Source organism: Erwinia persicina, from assembly GCF_014838825.1.
Lineage (GTDB): Bacteria > Pseudomonadota > Gammaproteobacteria > Enterobacterales > Enterobacteriaceae > Erwinia > Erwinia persicina_A.
In genome coordinates this window covers 127,315-145,602 of sequence record NZ_JACYMO010000004.1, presented here as the reverse complement: position 1 = coordinate 145,602, position 18,288 = coordinate 127,315, and the positions used below count along the sequence as shown (strand labels likewise).

16 protein-coding genes are annotated in these 18,288 nt (G+C 56.8%); 13 read left to right on the top strand and 3 right to left on the bottom strand.

Annotated features, from left to right (window positions below; all coding sequences use genetic code 11):
* Window positions 1–4 precede the first annotated feature (4 nt).
* The 3 genes from leuB to leuL form a co-directional block, all read right to left on the bottom strand.
* Window positions 5–1,093: a 3-isopropylmalate dehydrogenase gene (gene leuB, locus IFU29_RS12180; RefSeq protein WP_191934159.1), complete on the bottom strand. Its 1,089-nt coding sequence runs from the start codon at window positions 1,091–1,093 to the stop codon at window positions 5–7.
* Window positions 1,094–2,662 carry a 2-isopropylmalate synthase gene (gene leuA / locus IFU29_RS12175; RefSeq protein WP_191934158.1) on the bottom strand — a complete coding sequence of 523 codons (1,569 nt, stop codon included), beginning with the start codon at window positions 2,660–2,662 and terminating at the stop codon, window positions 1,094–1,096.
* Window positions 2,663–2,756: 94 nt separating this feature from the next.
* The gene (leuL, locus tag IFU29_RS22825; RefSeq protein ID WP_118665871.1) at window positions 2,757–2,840 is read right to left on the bottom strand and encodes a leu operon leader peptide; all 84 of its coding nucleotides are present in this window, start codon (window positions 2,838–2,840) and stop codon (window positions 2,757–2,759) included.
* Between the two features lie 478 nt (window positions 2,841–3,318).
* On the opposite strand from leuL, the gene ilvI reads away from it, so the two are divergent.
* The 13 genes from ilvI (at window position 3,319) to murG (ending at window position 18,236) form a co-directional block, all read left to right on the top strand.
* On the top strand, window positions 3,319–5,043 hold the full coding sequence (gene ilvI, locus IFU29_RS12165) for an acetolactate synthase 3 large subunit (RefSeq protein ID WP_191934157.1): 1,725 nt from the start codon (window positions 3,319–3,321) through the stop codon (window positions 5,041–5,043).
* A gap of 2 nt (window positions 5,044–5,045) precedes the next feature.
* Entirely contained in the window at window positions 5,046–5,537 is a 492-nt protein-coding gene (gene ilvN / locus IFU29_RS12160; RefSeq protein ID WP_062747511.1) for an acetolactate synthase small subunit, read from the top strand.
* A 162-nt stretch (window positions 5,538–5,699) separates the two neighbouring features.
* Window positions 5,700–6,710 carry a catabolite repressor/activator gene (gene cra / locus IFU29_RS12155; RefSeq protein ID WP_191934156.1) on the top strand — a complete coding sequence of 337 codons (1,011 nt, stop codon included), beginning with the start codon at window positions 5,700–5,702 and terminating at the stop codon, window positions 6,708–6,710.
* 515 nt (window positions 6,711–7,225) lie between these two features.
* Window positions 7,226–7,684 carry a division/cell wall cluster transcriptional repressor MraZ gene (gene mraZ, locus IFU29_RS12150; protein ID WP_062747515.1) on the top strand — a complete coding sequence of 153 codons (459 nt, stop codon included), beginning with the start codon at window positions 7,226–7,228 and terminating at the stop codon, window positions 7,682–7,684.
* 2 nt (window positions 7,685–7,686) lie between these two features.
* Window positions 7,687–8,628, top strand: coding sequence for a 16S rRNA (cytosine(1402)-N(4))-methyltransferase RsmH (gene rsmH / locus IFU29_RS12145; protein WP_191934155.1), 942 nt, complete (start codon window positions 7,687–7,689; stop codon window positions 8,626–8,628).
* A complete protein-coding gene (gene ftsL / locus IFU29_RS12140; protein ID WP_062747519.1) occupies window positions 8,625–8,945 on the top strand; it encodes a cell division protein FtsL in 321 nt (106 codons plus the stop codon). The genes rsmH and ftsL overlap by 4 nt, the downstream gene beginning before the upstream one ends.
* 15 nt (window positions 8,946–8,960) lie before the next feature.
* Window positions 8,961–10,733, top strand: a complete 1,773-nt coding sequence (locus tag IFU29_RS12135; protein WP_191934154.1) for a peptidoglycan glycosyltransferase FtsI — start codon at window positions 8,961–8,963, stop codon at window positions 10,731–10,733.
* Window positions 10,720–12,207 carry a UDP-N-acetylmuramoyl-L-alanyl-D-glutamate--2,6-diaminopimelate ligase gene (gene murE, locus IFU29_RS12130; protein ID WP_191934153.1) on the top strand — a complete coding sequence of 496 codons (1,488 nt, stop codon included), beginning with the start codon at window positions 10,720–10,722 and terminating at the stop codon, window positions 12,205–12,207. Before IFU29_RS12135 ends, murE begins: the two co-directional genes overlap by 14 nt.
* On the top strand, window positions 12,204–13,565 hold the full coding sequence (gene murF / locus IFU29_RS12125; protein ID WP_191934152.1) for a UDP-N-acetylmuramoyl-tripeptide--D-alanyl-D-alanine ligase: 1,362 nt from the start codon (window positions 12,204–12,206) through the stop codon (window positions 13,563–13,565). The genes murE and murF overlap by 4 nt, the downstream gene beginning before the upstream one ends.
* On the top strand, window positions 13,559–14,641 hold the full coding sequence (mraY, locus tag IFU29_RS12120; protein WP_191934151.1) for a phospho-N-acetylmuramoyl-pentapeptide-transferase: 1,083 nt from the start codon (window positions 13,559–13,561) through the stop codon (window positions 14,639–14,641). The genes murF and mraY overlap by 7 nt, the downstream gene beginning before the upstream one ends.
* Window positions 14,642–14,643: 2 nt before the next feature.
* A complete protein-coding gene (gene murD, locus IFU29_RS12115) occupies window positions 14,644–15,960 on the top strand; it encodes a UDP-N-acetylmuramoyl-L-alanine--D-glutamate ligase (protein WP_191934150.1) in 1,317 nt (438 codons plus the stop codon).
* Window positions 15,960–17,168 (top strand): cell division protein FtsW, encoded by a 1,209-nt coding sequence (ftsW, locus tag IFU29_RS12110; RefSeq protein ID WP_191934149.1) that lies wholly within the window; start codon window positions 15,960–15,962, stop codon window positions 17,166–17,168. Before murD ends, ftsW begins: the two co-directional genes overlap by 1 nt.
* A gap of 3 nt (window positions 17,169–17,171) precedes the next feature.
* Complete coding sequence (gene murG, locus IFU29_RS12105) at window positions 17,172–18,236, top strand: undecaprenyldiphospho-muramoylpentapeptide beta-N-acetylglucosaminyltransferase (protein ID WP_191934148.1); 1,065 nt, start codon at window positions 17,172–17,174, stop codon at window positions 18,234–18,236.
* Window positions 18,237–18,288 lie beyond the last annotated feature (52 nt).

Sequence of the window (18,288 nt, the reverse complement as noted above, 5' to 3'; positions counted from 1 at the left end):
ATTTTTATGCTTCGCGAATAAACCGGGCAATGGTGCTGCCCATTTCATCGGTGCCGATTGACGTGCCGCTGCCCGCCAGGTCACCGGTGCGGTAACCTTCAGCCAGTGCACGATTAATGGCATGTTCAATAGCCTCTGCCGCCCCGGTTTCATTCAGGCTGTAGCGCAGCAGCAGGGCCAGCGACAGGATTTGTGCCACCGGGTTGGCGATATTTTTCCCGGCGATGTCCGGCGCAGAGCCGCCCGCCGGTTCGAACAGCCCAAAGCCTTTTTCGTTCAGGCTGGCGGAGGGCAGCATCCCCATGGAGCCGGTGATCATGGCACATTCATCGGACAGAATGTCCCCAAACAGATTAGAGCAGAGCATCACGTCGAACTGCGACGGGGCTTTAATCAGCTGCATGGTGGCATTGTCGATATACATATGGCTCAGCTCAACGTCCGGGTAGTCCTGCGCCACTTCATTGACGATTTGACGCCAGAGAATCGAGGACTGCAGCACGTTGGCTTTATCAATAGAGGTGACTTTGCTGCGGCGCTTGCGTGCCGATTCAAAGGCGATACGGGCAATGCGTTCGATCTCGAAGCGGTGATATACCTCGGTGTCGAAGGCGCGTTCGTGCATGCCACTGCCTTCGCGGCCTTTCGGCTGACCGAAATAGATCCCCCCAGTCAGCTCGCGCACCACCAGTATATCAAAGCCCTGATCGGCAATATCGCGGCGCAGCGGGCAGAAATCTTCCAGCCCCTTATACAGGCTGGCTGGTCGCAGATTGCTGAACAGTTGAAAATGTTTACGCAGGGGCAGCAGAGCGCCGCGCTCCGGCTGTTCTGTCGGGGGCAGATGCTCCCATTTTGGGCCACCGACCGAACCGAACAGAATGGCGTCAGCCTGCTCACAGCCTTTTACCGTAGCATCAGGCAATGGCACACCGTGGCGATCGATGGCAATGCCACCGACATCGTATTCGCTGGTGGAGATACGCAGATTAAAACGCTGGCGAATGGCTTCCAGCACTTTACTGGCCTGTGCCATCACTTCCGGGCCGATGCCGTCACCGGGTAATACAGCAATATGGTAAGTACGGGACATTTATACGGCTTCCTTCTGATCTTTATTCTGAGACTTACGCTGCAATTCCTGCTCCACCTGACGCGCGCGCCAGATGGTATTCAGCGCGTTCACCATTGCTTTAGCGGAGGATTCGACAATATCTGTCGCCAGGCCAACGCCGTGGAATTTACGGCCGTTGTACTGCACCACAATATCCACCTGACCCAGCGCGTCTTTGCCGTGGCCTTTCGCGGTCAGTTGGTAGTTGATCAGCTCGGCATCAAAGTCGGTGATACGGTTGATGGCCTGGTAAACGGCATCCACCGGACCGTTACCGGTGGCCGCTTCGGTTTTCTGCTGTTCGCCGCAGCCCAGCTGTACCGTGGCAGTGGCAATGACCGTTGAACCGGACTGCACGTTGAAAGTATCCAGTGTGAAGTATTCCGGCTCTTCAGACTGTTTATTGATAAACGCCAGGGCTTCCAGGTCGTAGTCGAATACCTGGCCTTTCTTATCGGCCAGCGCTTTGAACGCATCGTACAACGTATCCATGTTGTACTCGGCGTCGGTGTAGCCCATCTCCTCCATGCGGTGCTTGACGGCTGCGCGCCCGGAACGGGAAGTCAGGTTCAGCTGAACCTGTTTCAGGCCAATGGATTCCGGTGTCAGAATTTCGTAGTTTTCACGATTTTTCAGTACGCCATCCTGATGAATACCAGAGGAGTGAGCGAAGGCGTTGGAACCGATAATCGCTTTGTGCGCCGGGATAGGCATATTGCAGATTTTGCTGACGGTCTGGCAGGTACGGTAGATCTCCTGATGATTAATCCGCGTCTGAACGTTCATCAACTGACCGCGGGTTTTAATCGCCATGATGACCTCTTCCAGCGCACAGTTTCCGGCGCGCTCACCCAGACCGTTCATCGCCCCTTCAATCTGACGGGCACCGGCATTCACTGCCGCCAGCGCATTGCCGACCGCCATCCCCAAATCGTCATGGGTATGTACGGACAGGATGGCTTTATCAATATTGGGTACGCGTTCGCGCAGCGCGCTGAAAATATTGGCATATTCGTAAGGCAGGGTGTAGCCGACGGTGTCTGGGATGTTAATGGTTGTGGCCCCGGCGTTAATCGCGGCTTCCACCACCCGGCACAGATCGTCAATCGGCGTACGGCCGCCGTCTTCGCAGGAAAATTCGACGTCATCGGTGTAGTTACGTGCGCGCTTCACCATTTTAACGGCGCGCTCGATCACCTCTGGCAGGGTACTGCGCAGCTTAGTGGCGATGTGCATAGGGGAGGTGGCGAGGAAGGTATGGATACGGTAGGCATCTGCCACGCGCAGCGCTTCATAGGCGGCGTCGATATCTTTTTCCACACAGCGGGCCAGGCCACATACCCGGCTGTTTTTGATCTGACGGGCGATGGTCTGCACCGATTCAAAATCCCCCGGGGACGAAACCGGAAAACCGACCTCCATCACGTCAACGCCCATACGCTCCAGCGCCAGGGCAATCTGCAGTTTTTCCTTCACACTCAGGCTGGCCTGTAATGCCTGTTCGCCATCGCGCAGTGTGGTATCGAAAATAATGACGTGGTCGCTCATGGGATAGTTCCTTATCGGGTTTACGTCGCCGGGTGCTGCGAGCATAAAAAAACCCGCGCATCGGCGCGGGTTTCTTAGGTTTTACAGGCCTGAATCAGTGATTGATTCCGCCCACAAGTCTACCGCGCAAAGGGGATGCGTTTAGTAGTAGACCGAGTAGGCGGTTGGAACGAATCATGGACTCAAACCTCATTAAATTCTGCAAGTGACTTTATTGATACCTGATTAAGACCGGAGCTGTCAACCTTCAATAACGCTTCCCGGAGTGTGGGCATTATTTGCGCCGCCGGGCTTTAAAGGCCGCAGGGTTTTAATAACAAAACGATCACAATGTATATTTCATCACCACAGTATATTCCGCTTTATGAAGCGCAGAATTACAGTGTAAACGTCGATGGCAGGGGGAGGGCGGCAGAGCCTTAATTATCCCTTTCCGCACGTGTCGTAGGGTTTGCCGTTTGCCTGCCAACTTTTCTACGGTTATGGTATTTGCCATAACCTCGAAAAACTGGGGCTTCGCCCTGTACCTGGATGTTGGAAATGACTTCCACTGTCTGAGCATAATAAAAACAGGTTTTGACCTTATCTGCCGCCCGCAGCCCTTAAACGTCTGCGCGATGGTCGATAAATCAGCACCTTAAAGCCTGGAGGCAAAAATGGAGATGTTGTCAGGAGCCGAGATGGTAGTCCGATCGTTAATCGATCAGGGCGTAAAACATGTATTCGGCTATCCCGGCGGAGCGGTCCTTGATATCTATGACGCTCTGCAAACGGTGGGCGGCGTGGATCATATCCTGGTCCGTCACGAACAGGGTGCTGTCCATATGGCGGACGGCTATGCCCGAGCGACCGGCGATGTTGGTGTCGTGCTGGTCACGTCCGGCCCCGGTGCGACCAATGCGATTACCGGCATTGCCACCGCCTATATGGACTCCATTCCGATGGTGGTGTTGTCCGGTCAGGTGATGTCCTCCCTGATCGGTTATGACGCCTTCCAGGAGTGCGATATGGTGGGGATTTCCCGCCCGGTGGTGAAGCACAGCTTTATGGTGAAGCGGGTTGAAGATATCCCCACCATCATGAAGAAAGCCTTCTGGCTGGCCGCCAGCGGACGTCCCGGACCGGTGGTGGTCGACCTGCCGAAAGACATGATGAGCCCGGCGAATAAACTGCCATACGTCTGGCCTGATGAAGTCAGTATGCGTTCATACAATCCGACGACGCAGGGCCATAAAGGCCAGATCAAACGCGCGTTGCAAACGCTGCTGGCTGCCAAAAAACCGGTGATCTACGCCGGGGGTGGGGTGATTAACGCCGCCTGCCACGATGAGCTGCGCCAGCTGGCTGAAACGCTGAATATTCCTGTCACCACCTCACTGATGGGGCTGGGGGCATTCCCGGGAACACATCGTCAGTGCGTGGGGATGCTGGGGATGCACGGTACCTACGAAGCCAATATGACGATGCACCATTCTGATGTCATTTTTGCCGTTGGCGTACGCTTCGATGACCGTACCACTAATAACCTGGCAAAATACTGCCCCAACGCCACCATACTGCATATCGACATTGATCCGACGTCGATCTCTAAAACCGTTTCAGCGGATGTGCCGATCGTCGGCGATGCGAAGCAGGTATTGCAACAGATGCTGGAACTGCTGGCGCAGAGCGATGTGAAGCAGGATTACGACAGTGTGCGCGACTGGTGGCAGAATATCGATCAGTGGCGTTCGCGCCAGTGCCTCGAATTCGATCGCACCAGCGATAAGATCAAACCTCAGGCGGTGATTGAAACCATCTGTCGTCTGACCCATGGCGATGCGTATGTGACCTCTGACGTGGGTCAGCACCAGATGTTTGCTGCACTCTATTATCAGTTTGATAAGCCCCGCCGCTGGATCAACTCCGGTGGTCTGGGCACGATGGGCTTCGGCTTACCGGCTGCGCTGGGCGTGAAACTGGCGTTACCGCAGGAAACCGTGGTGTGTGTCACGGGCGATGGCAGTATTCAGATGAATATTCAGGAGCTGTCCACTGCGTTGCAGTACGGCATTCCGGTGCTGGTGCTCAATCTGAACAACCGTTTCCTGGGCATGGTGAAGCAGTGGCAGGACATGATCTATTCCGGCCGTCACTCCCAGTCTTATATGGAGTCGCTGCCTGATTTTGTCCGCCTGGCGGAAGCCTATGGTCACGTAGGGATCTCCATTAGCCGCCCGGACGAGCTGGAAGCGAAGCTGACGGAAGCGCTGGAACACCTGGCGAAAGAGCGCCTGGTCTTTGTCGACGTTAACGTTGACGGCACGGAACACGTTTACCCGATGCATATTCGCGGTGGCGGTATGGACGAGATGTGGTTGAGCAAAACGGAGAGGACTTAATTATGCGTCGTGTATTATCGGTTCTGCTGGAAAACGAATCCGGCGCATTGTCCCGCGTGGTAGGCCTGTTCTCCCAGCGTGGCTATAACATTGAGAGCCTCACCGTGGCCCCGACAGACGATCCTACGCTGTCGCGGATGACCATTCAGACGGTGGGCGACGAGAAGGTGATTGAGCAGATCGAAAAGCAGCTGCACAAGCTGGTGGATGTTCTGCGCGTCAGCGAACTGGGCCAGGGCGCATTTGTTGAGCGCGAAATCATGCTGGTGAAGATTCAGGCCAGCGGCTATGGTCGTGAAGAGGTGAAGCGCTGCGCTGAGATCTTCCGCGGGCAGATCGTGGATGTCACACCGTCGCTTTATACGGTTCAGCTTGCCGGCACCAGCGATAAGCTGGATGCGTTCCTCAGTGCCGTACGCGAAGTGGCGGAAATTGTTGAGGTCGCCCGATCCGGGATCGTCGGTGTTGCACGCGGCGAACGCATCATGCGCTGATGCGCCAGCGTGATAATTAAGATTGTCAGTTAACCCGGCGTAATGCCGGGTTTTTTTATTTTTGTCATAAAGCCCCCGCCGCAGATGAAAAGCGGTTGCTCACGTAGGTATTCTGCGGTTAGATGTTACAAATACTAATCCATAGCGAAGTGTGGGGTTATTGTGAAACTGGATGAAATTGCGCGCCTCGCGGGTGTTTCGCGCACGACGGCCAGCTATGTCATTAACGGCAAGGCCAAGCAGTATCGTGTCAGCGATAAAACCGTCGAGAAAGTCATGGCGGTGGTGCGTGAACATAATTACCATCCGAACGCGGTGGCGGCAGGGTTACGCGCCGGGCGCACCCGTTCGATAGGACTGGTTATTCCCGATCTGGAGAATACCAGCTACACAAGGATTGCAAACTATCTGGAACGCCAGGCACGCCAGCGCGGTTATCAACTGCTGATTGCCTGCTCGGAAGACCAGCCGGATAATGAAATGCGCTGCGTGGAGCATCTGCTGCAACGACAGGTTGATGCGATTATCGTCTCTACCTCCCTGCCGCCGGAGCATCCTTTCTATCAGCGCTGGATCAACGACCCGTTACCGATTATTGCACTGGATCGTGCGCTGGATCGTGAACATTTCACCAGCGTGGTGGGTGCAGACCAGGATGATGCCGAAGCGCTGGGGGCCGAACTGCGCAAGCTCCCGGCCAAATCCGTGCTCTTTCTTGGCGCACTGCCGGAGCTGTCCGTTAGCTTCCTGCGTGAGCTGGGCTTCCGTGATGCCTGGAAAGGGGACGATCGTCCCATAGACTTTATTTACGCCAACAGTTTTGAACGCAGTGCGGCGGCCACGCTGTTTGAAAAATACCTCGAAACCCATGAGATGCCGGAAGCGCTGTTCACTACCTCTTTCGGGTTGTTGCAGGGCGTGATGGACGTGACGCTGCGCCGTGAGGGCAGGCTTCCGCAGGATCTGGCGATTGCCACCTTCGGCGATCATGAACTGCTCGATTTCCTCGAGTGCCCGGTTCTGGCGGTGGGCCAGCGGCATCGGGACGTGGCAGAACGAGTGCTGGAACTGGTGCTCGCCAGTCTGGATGAACCCCGTAAACCGAAACCCGGTTTGACGCGGATCCGGCGAAATCTATATCGGCGTGGGCGACTAAACCGTAAAACGAACTAAGTTCACAAGGCAGCGAAAGCTGCCTTTTTCATATCTTTTAAACCTTAAGCGCACAATTTAACCGCTAATCTGGTGTTACCTCAGGTAAATAAAAGTAAAAAGAGTGCGGTAATGTCAGCATCTGATTATAAACCCTGACGTTTATAAATACTCTGCAACCTGACGGAGCGCGGAACGTCAGGGCTCAGAAGGGTTATGCTGGGAAAGTTTTAAGAAATAACCTAAAATGCCGCCCACGTCGCAAAGCGGGCAGCTTATTTTGTGCGGAGATAAAGTGGTATTTTTTGAGCAATTAAGGGGTTCACAAGAATTTCCTGACGTTATTCATTAGTTTATTTCTAAGATTTATCTTCATTTGGTTTTTTTTTAACTTCCCCGTGTTTACTCCTCCGAAGAAATAATGCCAATCGGCTATGTATGCGGCTTGACAATGATTTCCTCTGCTCCGTACACTCTTTTGGTGGGAATTTGTGGAGTTAAGTGGTGATTTTGGGGATGTGGGGGGTGAGGCTGGCATGTTCCGTGGAGCAACGTTAGTCAATCTCGACAGCAAAGGCCGGCTTGCCGTGCCGACGCGCTACCGCGAAACGCTGATCGGGGAATCACAAGGGCAAATGGTTTGTACCATTGACCTTCACCAGACATGCCTGCTGCTTTACACCTTACCCGAATGGGAAATCATTGAACAAAAGCTGTCTCGTTTATCCAGCATGAACCCCGCAGAGCGCCGTGTACAACGTCTGCTGCTGGGGCACGCCAGTGAATGCCAGATGGATAATGCAGGTCGCTTACTGCTGGCGAACACGCTTCGTCAGCATGCGAACCTCACCAAAGAAGTGATGCTGGTTGGGCAGTTCAACAAGTTTGAGCTGTGGGATGAACAGACCTGGTATCAACAAGTCAAGGAAGATATTGACGCAGAGCACACCTCTCAGGAACCTCTCTCTGACCGGTTGCAGGATTTGTCGTTATAGCTATGCAGGATAATTTTAAACACACCACAGTGCTGTTGGACGAGGCGGTAAACGGCCTCAATATTCACCCTGACGGCATCTATATTGATGGCACCTTTGGGCGCGGTGGACACTCACGCCTGATCCTTTCCCAACTGGGCGAGAAGGGACGTTTGTATGCTATCGACCGCGATCCGCAGGCGATCGCCGCCGCCGCTGAGATCGACGATCCCCGCTTTACCATTATCCATGGCCCCTTTTCGGCGCTGGCTGAATACGCGGAAGAGCGTGGGCTGAGTGGCAAGATTGACGGGATCCTGCTGGATCTTGGCGTCTCCTCCCCACAGCTGGATGATGCCGAGCGCGGCTTCTCCTTCATGCGTGACGGACCGCTGGATATGCGCATGGACCCTACGCGCGGCCAGTCGGCGGCAGAATGGCTGCTGAAAGCGGAAGAGGCGGACATTGTTTTTGTGCTGAAGACCTTCGGTGAGGAGCGGTTTGCCAAACGTATCGCCCGCGCCATCGTGGAGCGCAATCGTGAACAGCCTATGACGCGGACGAAAGAACTGGCCGAGGTGATTTATGTCGCCACGCCGGTAAAAGATAAATTTAAACATCCGGCGACGCGCAGTTTCCAGGCCATCCGTATCTGGGTGAACAGTGAGCTGGATGAGATCGAACAGGCGCTGAAAGGCTCACTGAGCGCGCTGTCACCCGGTGGTCGGCTTTCGGTGATCAGCTTCCACTCGCTGGAAGACCGCATCGTAAAACGCTTTATGCGCGAACAGAGCCGTGGGCCACAGATACCGCATGGTATACCCATGACCGAAGCGCAACTTAACAGTCTGGGTGGTCGCCGCCTGAAAGCACTGGGCAAGATGATGCCGGGTGAGAGTGAAGTGGCGGACAACCCGCGCGCCCGCAGCTCGGTGCTGCGTATTGCGGAGCGTACCGAAGCATGATCGGTAATGAGCGTCACAGCCTGCCGGGTGTGATAGGTGGCGATATTTTGCGGCATGGCAAGATCCCCCTGATCCTGCTGATTGCCTCGCTGGTTTCGGCAGTGCTGGTCGTCACCACCGCGCACAAAACGCGTCTGCTTACCGCGCAGCGTGAGCAGTTGGTGCTGGAGCGTGACGCGCTGGACATTGAGTGGCGCAACCTGATTCTGGAAGAAAATGCACTGGGCGATCATAGCCGGGTGGAACGGATAGCAACGGAGAAACTACAGATGCAGCATGTTGATCCTTCGCAGGAAAATATTGTGGTACAGCGATAAGGACACACGGACTCAATGAGAGCCGCAAGTAAGACGCAGAAGTCGAAACGCCAGGAAGATCAGGCCAGCTTTGTTAGCTGGCGTTTTGCGTTGCTGTGCGGCTGTATTTTTCTGGCCCTGGTCGGGCTGCTGATGCGGGTGGCCTATCTGCAGGTGATCAACCCCGATCGGCTGGTGCGTGAGGGCGATATGCGTTCGCTGCGCGTGCAGGCGATCCCCACTTCACGTGGGATGATCAGCGACCGTGCGGGCCGACCTCTGGCCGTCAGCGTGCCGGTGAATGCGATCTGGGCCGATCCCAAAGAGCTGCACGACAAAGGGGGGATCACCCTCGACAGCCGCTGGAAGGCCCTTTCCGATGCGCTCTCTATTCCCCTCGACCAGCTTGCAGCGCGCGTGAATGCCAATCCGAAAGGCCGCTTCGTTTATCTGGCTCGTCAGGTGAATCCTGCCATTGGCGATTACATCAAAAAACTGAAACTGCCGGGCATCTTTCTGCGGGAAGAATCACGTCGCTACTATCCTGCCGGGCAGGTGACCTCACATCTGATTGGGTTCACCAATATCGACGGCCAGGGTATCGAAGGCGTAGAAAAAAGCTTTGATAAATGGCTGACCGGCCAGCCGGGTGAACGGACGGTGCGTAAAGACCGCTTCGGACGGGTGATTGAGGATATCTCCTCGGTAGACAGCCAGGCGGCACACAACCTGGCGTTGAGCATCGACGAGCGTCTGCAGGCGCAGGTCTACCGCGAACTGAATAATGCCGTTGCTTTCAACAAGGCGGAATCGGGCACGGCGGTGCTGGTGGATGTAAACACCGGTGAGGTGCTGGCGATGGCGAACAGCCCGGCCTATAACCCGAATAACCTGGCGGGTACGACGAAAGACGTGATGCGTAATCGCGCGATCACCGATATTTTTGAACCGGGTTCTACCGTCAAACCGATGGTGGTGATGGCTGCCCTGCAGCGTGGCGTGGTGCGCGAAGGCAGCGTACTGAACACCGTGCCTTACCGGATTAACGGCCACGAAATTAAAGACGTGGCTCGCTACAGCGAATTGACCCTGACCGGGGTGCTTCAGAAGTCGTCAAACGTTGGTGTTTCCAGACTGGCGTTAGCGATGCCGTCCAGTGCGTTAGTAGATACTTACTCTCGTTTTGGGTTAGGCAAAGCGACCAATTTGGGGTTGGTCGGAGAAAGCAGTGGCTTATATCCTCAAAAACAACGGTGGTCTGACATAGAGAGGGCCACCTTCTCTTTCGGCTACGGGCTAATGGTAACGCCGTTACAGCTAGCGCGAGTCTACGCAACGATGGGCAGCTACGGCATTTACCGTCCGCTGTCGATTACCAAAGTTGACCCGCCAGTGGCGGGTCAGCGCATTTTCCCTGAAGCGCAGGTGCGCACCGTTCTGCACATGATGGAAAGCGTAGCGCTCCCGGGCGGCGGTGGCGTGAAAGCCGCGATCAAGGGATACCGCATTGCTATTAAAACGGGTACGGCCAAAAAGGTCGGCCCGGATGGAAAATACGTCAATAAATACATTGCTTATACCGCGGGTGTCGCACCGGCAAGCAACCCTCGTTTTGCACTGGTGGTGGTCATTAACGATCCTCAGGCGGGCAAATATTACGGTGGTGCGGTCTCCGCACCGGTATTTGGCGCCATCATGGGCGGCGTACTGCGCACCATGAACGTTGAACCGGATGCGTTACCGACTCCCACCAGTGACAAGAACGAGATGGTAACTAACAAGAATGAGGGACCGAGTGACCGATCGTAATCTGCGCGACCTGTTGGCACCGTGGGTGCCTGGCGCACCGGAGCTTCCGCTGCGTGACATGACCCTGGACAGTCGCCTTGCGGCGTCGGGCGACCTGTTTGTGGCGATTAAAGGCCATGCGGCCGACGGACGCCGTTTTATTCCCCAGGCCATTGCCCAGGGCGTGGCGGCGGTGATTGCCGAAGCCGAAGGTGAGGCGGAAGACGGGCAGATTGTGCGCATGCACGGTGTACCGGTCATTTACCTTGCCCAGCTTTCTCAGCGCTTATCCGCCCTGGCCGGGCGCTTTTATCAGCAGCCGGGCGAGAAGCTCAAGCTGATTGGCGTGACCGGGACCAACGGAAAAACCACCATCACCCAACTGCTGGCACAGTGGGCCCAGCTGCTGGGTGAAACCGGTGCGGTGATGGGCACGGTCGGTAACGGCGTGTACGGCCATCTGGCCCCCGCAGAAAATACCACCGGTTCTGCGGTTGATGTGCAGCACCTGCTGGCCTCGCTGGTCAGCAAGGGCGCGACGCTGGCAGCCATGGAAGTCTCCTCTCACGGCCTGGTACAGCACCGTGTGGCCGCTCTGCCGTTTGCGGCGGCCGCCTTTACCAACCTCAGCCGCGATCACCTTGATTACCACGGTGATATGGCGCGTTATGAAGCCGCGAAATGGCTGCTGTTCTCAGAGCATCAGGTGGGGCAGGCCATTATTAATGCTGATGACGAAGTGGGGCACCGCTGGCTGGAAAATCTGCCAGACGCCGTGGCCGTCAGCATGGAAAACAACATTAACCCCACCTGCCGCGGGCGCTGGCTGAAAGCCACTGAAGTTCAGTATCACGATGGGGGGGCTGCGGTTCGCTTTGACTCCAGCTGGGGGCCGGGTGAGATCGACAGCCGTCTGATGGGAGCCTTCAACGTCAGTAACCTGCTGGTCGCGCTGGCGACCCTGCTTTCTCTGGACTATCCGCTGGCTGCCTTAACGGCTACGGCCAGCCAGCTGCTGCCGGTCACCGGGCGCATGGAGGTCTTTACCGCCCCGGGTAAGTCTACCGTGGTGGTGGATTATGCGCATACGCCGGATGCGCTGGAAAAAGCACTGGCAGCAGCACGGCTGCACTGTAAAGGTCAGCTGTGGTGCGTGTTTGGCTGCGGCGGAGATCGTGACAAAGGTAAACGCCCGCTAATGGGAGCGATTGCTGAACAGTTTGCTGATGTTGTGGTGATCACCGACGACAACCCGCGTAGTGAAGATCCGGCCGCCATAGTGGCTGATGTCCTCAGCGGACTTCTTGATGCAGGCCGCGCCCGCGTGGTGATGGGACGTGCGCAAGCGGTCACTAACGCCGTGATGCAGGCACAGGAAGGCGACATCGTGCTGGTGGCAGGCAAAGGCCATGAAGATTACCAGATCATCGGCAACCAGCGCTTCGACTACTCCGACCGGGTCACCGTCGCGCGTCTGCTGGGGGTGCTGGCATGATCGCTTTTACCCTTAGCCAGCTGGCTGACATTACCGGTGGTACGCTGTACGGCGGCGATCTGACGATAGAAGCCGTGACCACGGACACCCGCAAAGTCACTGCCGGCTGCCTGTTTATTGCCCTGAAAGGTGAGCGTTTCGATGCACATGACTTTGTGGCTGATGCGCTGACGGCCGGTTCGCTTGCGCTGTTAGTAAGTAAGCACTTACCCGTTGCCGTGCCGCAGGTGGTGGTGGCCGACACCCGCATTGCGCTGGGACAGCTGGCAGGCTGGGTGCGTCAGCAGGCTGGCGCACGCGTGGTTGCCCTGACCGGTTCTTCGGGCAAGACCTCAGTCAAAGAGATGACCGCCGCCATGCTGCGTCAATGCGGCGAGACACTGTATACCGCCGGTAACCTGAATAATGATATTGGGGTGCCCTTAACGCTGCTGCGCCTGACGAAAGAGCACCAGTATGCGGTGATCGAACTCGGGGCGAACCATCAGGGCGAAATCGCCTACACCACCGAACTGACCCGACCAGAAACGGCGCTGGTGAATAACCTTGCGGCGGCCCATCTTGAAGGCTTTGGCTCGCTGGCTGGCGTGGCGAAAGCCAAAGGGGAAATTTTTAACGGTCTGCCGTTGCACGGTATCGCCATTATTAACAGCGACAGCAACGACTGGCCGCACTGGCAGCCTGTGCTGCACGGGAAAACCGTCTGGCGCTTTTCACCAGAGCAGCAGTCCGACAGTGATTTTTACGCCTCAGACGTGCTGATTACTCCTCAGGGGACGCATTTTACGCTGCATTCGCCGCAGGGGAGCGTGGCGATTACCCTGCCACTACCGGGGCGTCATAACATCGCTAATGCCCTGGCGGCCAGCGCACTGGCACTGTCCGTCGGTGCGCCATTAAGTGCGATACAGGAAGGATTACGCCAGCTCAACGCCGTACCGGGGCGTCTGTTCCCGGTGGTGCTGGGCGCGGACAAGTTACTGCTGGACGACAGCTATAACGCTAATGTCGGCTCAATGACGGCGGCCGCGCAGGTGCTGGCCGAAATGCCGGGCTACCGCGTGATGATCGTCGGCGATATGGGCGAGTTAGGGGATGAAGCCGTCGAGTGCCACCGTCAGGTGGGTGCGGCGATCCACGCCGCCGGGGTCGACAAGGTACTCAGCGTGGGCTCACTGAGTCAGGCCATCTCTGATGCCAGCGGCGTCGGTGAACATTTTCACGATAAGGCGGCACTCAGCGTCCGCGCGCTGGCACTGCTGTCACAACATCCACAGATTACCGTTTTGGTTAAAGGTTCGCGCAGTGCCGCGATGGAGCAGGTAGTGCACACCTTACAGGAGAAAGGCGCATGTTAGTCTGGCTGGCCGAGCATCTGGTCGCATTTTATTCCGGCTTTAACGTCTTTTCGTATCTGACGTTTCGCGCCATTGTCAGCCTGCTGACCGCGCTGTTTATCTCCCTGTGGATGGGGCCACGTATGATCGCCCGCCTGCAGGAAATGTCCTTTGGCCAGGTCGTGCGTAACGACGGTCCGGAGTCCCATTTCAGCAAGCGCGGCACGCCGACGATGGGCGGGATTATGATCCTTACCTCCATCACCATTTCGGTGCTGCTGTGGGCCTATCCCTCTAATCCTTACGTCTGGTGCGTGCTGTTCGTGCTGGTGGGCTACGGTGTCGTCGGCTTTGTTGATGATTACCGCAAAGTGGTACGCAAAGACACTAAAGGCCTGATCGCCCGCTGGAAATACTTCTGGCAGTCTGTGATTGCTCTGGCGGCGGCCTTTGCAATGTACATGATTGGCAAAGACACGCCGGCAACCGAGCTGGTGGTGCCGTTCTTTAAAGACGTGATGCCGCAGCTGGGCCTGCTTTACCTGCTGCTGGCGTACTTTGTGATTGTGGGCACCAGTAATGCAGTAAACCTGACCGATGGCCTGGACGGGCTGGCGATTATGCCGACCGTGTTTGTTGCCGCAGGCTTTGCCCTGGTCGCCTGGGCTACAGGTAACGTTAAGTTTGCTGAGTATCTGCATATCCCCTATCTGCGCCATGCCGGTGAGCTGGTGATCGTCTGTACGGCCATCGTCGGGGCCGGTCTGGGATTCCTGTGGTTCAACACCTACCCGGCGCAGGTCTTTATGGGCGATGTCGGCTCACTGGCGCTGGGTGGCGCACTGGGTACTATTGCCGTGCTGCTGCGTCAGGAGTTCCTGCTGGTGATCATGGGCGGGGTCTTCGTGGTCGAAACCCTGTCGGTCATCCTGCAGGTAGGCTCATTCAAACTGCGGGGCCAGCGTATTTTCCGCATGGCACCGATCCACCATCACTATGAGCTTAAAGGCTGGCCAGAGCCGCGCGTCATCGTGCGCTTCTGGATTATTTCACTGATGCTGGTGCTGATTGGCCTGGCAACACTGAAGGTGCGTTAACTATGGCTGACTATCAGGGTAAAAAAGTGGTCATTATCGGGTTGGGGCTGACCGGCCTCTCCTGTGTTGATTTCTTTGTCACTCGTGGCGTAACGCCGCGCGTGATGGATACCCGTGTCGTGCCGCCGGGGCTGGAGAAGCTGCCGGAAAACGTTGAGCGCTGGCTGGGATCGTTAAATGACGACTGGCTGCAAAACGCCGACCTGATTGTTGCCAGCCCCGGCATGGCGCTGGCACATCCTTCGCTGATGGCTGCGGCAGATGCGGGCGTGGAGATCGTGGGCGATATCGAACTGTTCTGCCGTGAAGCCCAGGCACCCATTGTCGCCATCACTGGTTCCAATGGTAAAAGTACCATCACCACGCTGGTGGGCGAAATGGCCAAGGCCGCCGGCTGGCAGGTGGGGGTGGGCGGCAATATCGGCCTGCCGGCGCTGATGTTGCTGGATAATCCTGCGCAGCTTTATGTACTCGAACTCTCCAGCTTTCAGCTGGAAACCACGCACAGCCTGCAGGCCGCAGCGGCAACGATCCTGAATGTCACCGAAGATCATATGGATCGCTATCCGCTCGGGATGCAGCAGTACCGGGCAGCCAAGTTGCGCGTCTATGAAAACGCGGCGGTCTGCGTGGTGAATGCCGATGATGCGATGACCATGCCGGTGCGCGGTGCCGATAAACGCTGCGTCAGCTTTGGGGCTGACGTGGGGGACTATCACCTCAACCATCAGCAGGGCAGTACCTGGCTGCGGGTCAAGGGCGAGAAGGTGCTGAACACCGCTGAAATGAATCTGGTGGGCCAGCACAACTATACCAATGCGCTGGCGGCGCTGGCACTGGCCGATGCCGTTGGCCTGCCGCGTGCAAGCAGCCTGAAAGCGCTGACCACTTTTGGCGGTTTGCCGCATCGCTTCCAGCTGGTTCACGAGCATAACGGCGTGCGCTGGATTAACGACTCGAAAGCCACCAACGTTGGCAGCACTGAAGCCGCGCTTAATGGCTTACAGGTAAAAGGTACGCTCTGGCTGTTGCTGGGGGGGGACGGTAAGTCGGCGGATTTCAGCTCCCTGACCCGCTATCTGCAGGGCGATCGCATTCGTACCTACTGTTTTGGGCGCGACGGTGAGGCGCTGGCAGCATTACGTCCGGAGATTGCCGTCCAGACCGAAACCCTGGCGGAAGCGGTGCAGCAGATTGCCGCTCAAGTGCAGCCCGGTGACCTGGTCCTGCTGTCGCCTGCCTGCGCCAGCCTCGATCAGTTTAAAAACTTTGAGCAGCGTGGCGATCTGTTTGCTCAACTGGCGCGGGAGGCTGACTGATGCGTTTTCCTGGTCTGAGTCTTGCCGGCGGCCTGTCCGAACGGCTGAAATCCTGGGTGATGGGGTCGCGAGAGAGCGACACGAGCTCAATCGTTCTCTATGACCGTACCCTGCTGTGGCTGACTTTTGGTCTGGCCATCCTCGGCTTTGTGATGGTGACCTCGGCCTCAATGCCGGTGGGTCAGCGTTTGAATGACGACCCGTTCTATTTTGCCAAGCGTGATGCGTTTTACATCCTGCTGGCGATGGGTATGGCGCTGGTGACATTGCGTGTGCCCATGGATTTCTGGCAGCGCTACAGCAACATCATGCTGATGGGTACGATAGTGATGCTGCTTATCGTGCTGGTTGTGGGCAGCTCGGTTAATGGTGCATCGCGCTGGATCGCTCTCGGACCGCTGCGTATTCAGCCAGCAGAATTATCCAAGCTGTCACTGTTTTGCTATCTCGCCAGCTATCTGGTGCGCAAGGTTGAAGAAGTGCGTAACAACTTCTGGGGCTTCTGTAAGCCGATGGGGGTGATGGTGGTGCTGGCGGTATTACTGCTGGCTCAGCCCGATCTGGGTACGGTGGTCGTGCTGTTTGTTACCACGCTGGCCATGCTGTTTCTTGCCGGAGCCAAGCTGTGGCAGTTTCTGGCGATTATCGGCTCGGGTATTTTTGCCGTTTGTTTGCTGATTGTCGCTGAACCTTATCGTATGCGACGTGTCACTTCTTTCTGGAATCCGTGGGAAGATCCGTTCGGCAGCGGTTACCAGTTAACCCAATCGTTAATGGCCTTTGGTCGTGGCGAGTTCTGGGGGCAGGGATTGGGAAATTCCGTGCAAAAACTGGAATATTTACCGGAAGCGCATACCGATTTTATCTTCTCGATTATCGGAGAAGAACTGGGTTATATCGGTGTGGTTTTGGCGTTGTTAATGGTATTCTTCGTCGCTTTTCGCGCGATGTCCATCGGACGTCGTGCATTAGAGCTCGATCAGCGCTTTTCAGGCTTTCTCGCCTGTTCAATCGGCGTCTGGTTCAGCTTTCAGGCGCTGGTGAACGTCGGTGCCGCAGCGGGCATGTTACCGACCAAAGGTCTGACACTGCCGCTGATCAGTTACGGGGGGTCGAGTCTGATTATCATGTCGACCGCTATCGTATTTTTGTTACGTATAGATTATGAAACGCGTCTGGCGAAAGCGCAGGCGTTTAGCAGAGGGTAGTCGATGTCGATGACGGGTAAGCGACTGATGGTGATGGCTGGCGGAACCGGGGGACATGTCTTCCCGGGCCTGGCCGTCGCGCACCATCTGATGGCGCAGGGCTGGCAGGTTCGCTGGCTGGGAACCGCTGACCGGATGGAAGCGGATTTAGTCCCGAAGCACGGTATCGACATTGATTTTATCCAGATCAGCGGGCTACGCGGTAAGGGAATCAAAGCGCTGATCGCCTCGCCGCTGCGCATTTTTAATGCCTGGCGTCAGGCGCGGGCGATCATGAAAGCCTGGAAGCCGGACGTGGTGCTGGGTATGGGCGGCTATGTTTCCGGCCCGGGTGGACTGGCAGCCTGGAGCTGCGGTATCCCGGTGGTGCTCCATGAACAGAACGGTATTGCTGGATTAACGAATAAATGGCTGGCGAAAATCGCCACTAAAGTGATGCAGGCGTTTCCCGGCGCATTTCCCAAAGCGGAAGTGGTGGGCAACCCGGTACGCACCGACGTACTGGCCCTGCCGTTACCGGCGGTGCGGTTAGCGGGAAGAGAAGGTCCCGTGCGGGTGCTGGTGATCGGCGGCAGCCAGGGGGCGCGCGTGCTGAACCAGACGATGCCACAGGTGGCAGAGCTGCTGGGCGAAGGCATCAGCCTGTGGCATCAGGTAGGCAAGGGCGCGCTGGAGGCGGTTAATCAGCACTATGCGCGGGTGAACCAGACACAGCATCGGGTGTCGGAATTTATCGACGATATGGCCAGCGCCTATGCCTGGGCTGATGTGGTGGTCTGTCGCTCCGGTGCGCTGACGGTCAGTGAAGTGGCGGCCGCAGGGCTCCCCGCAATCTTCGTGCCTTTCCAGCACAAAGATCGCCAGCAGTACTGGAATGCCCTGCCACTGGAACAGGCTGGGGCCGCCAAAATTTTTGAACAGCCGCAGTTTACCGCGGAAGGGGTCGCTGCCACGCTGACCCGCTGGGATCGCGCCACGCTATTGCAGATGGCAGAAAAAGCCCGCGCGGTCGCCATCCCGGATGCAACAGAGCGTGTCGCGGCCGAAGTCAGTAAAGCGGCAAAATGATTTTCCAGGGGTCAGGTCAGCCTGATCCAGAACTGTCGGGTTCAGGGATGCC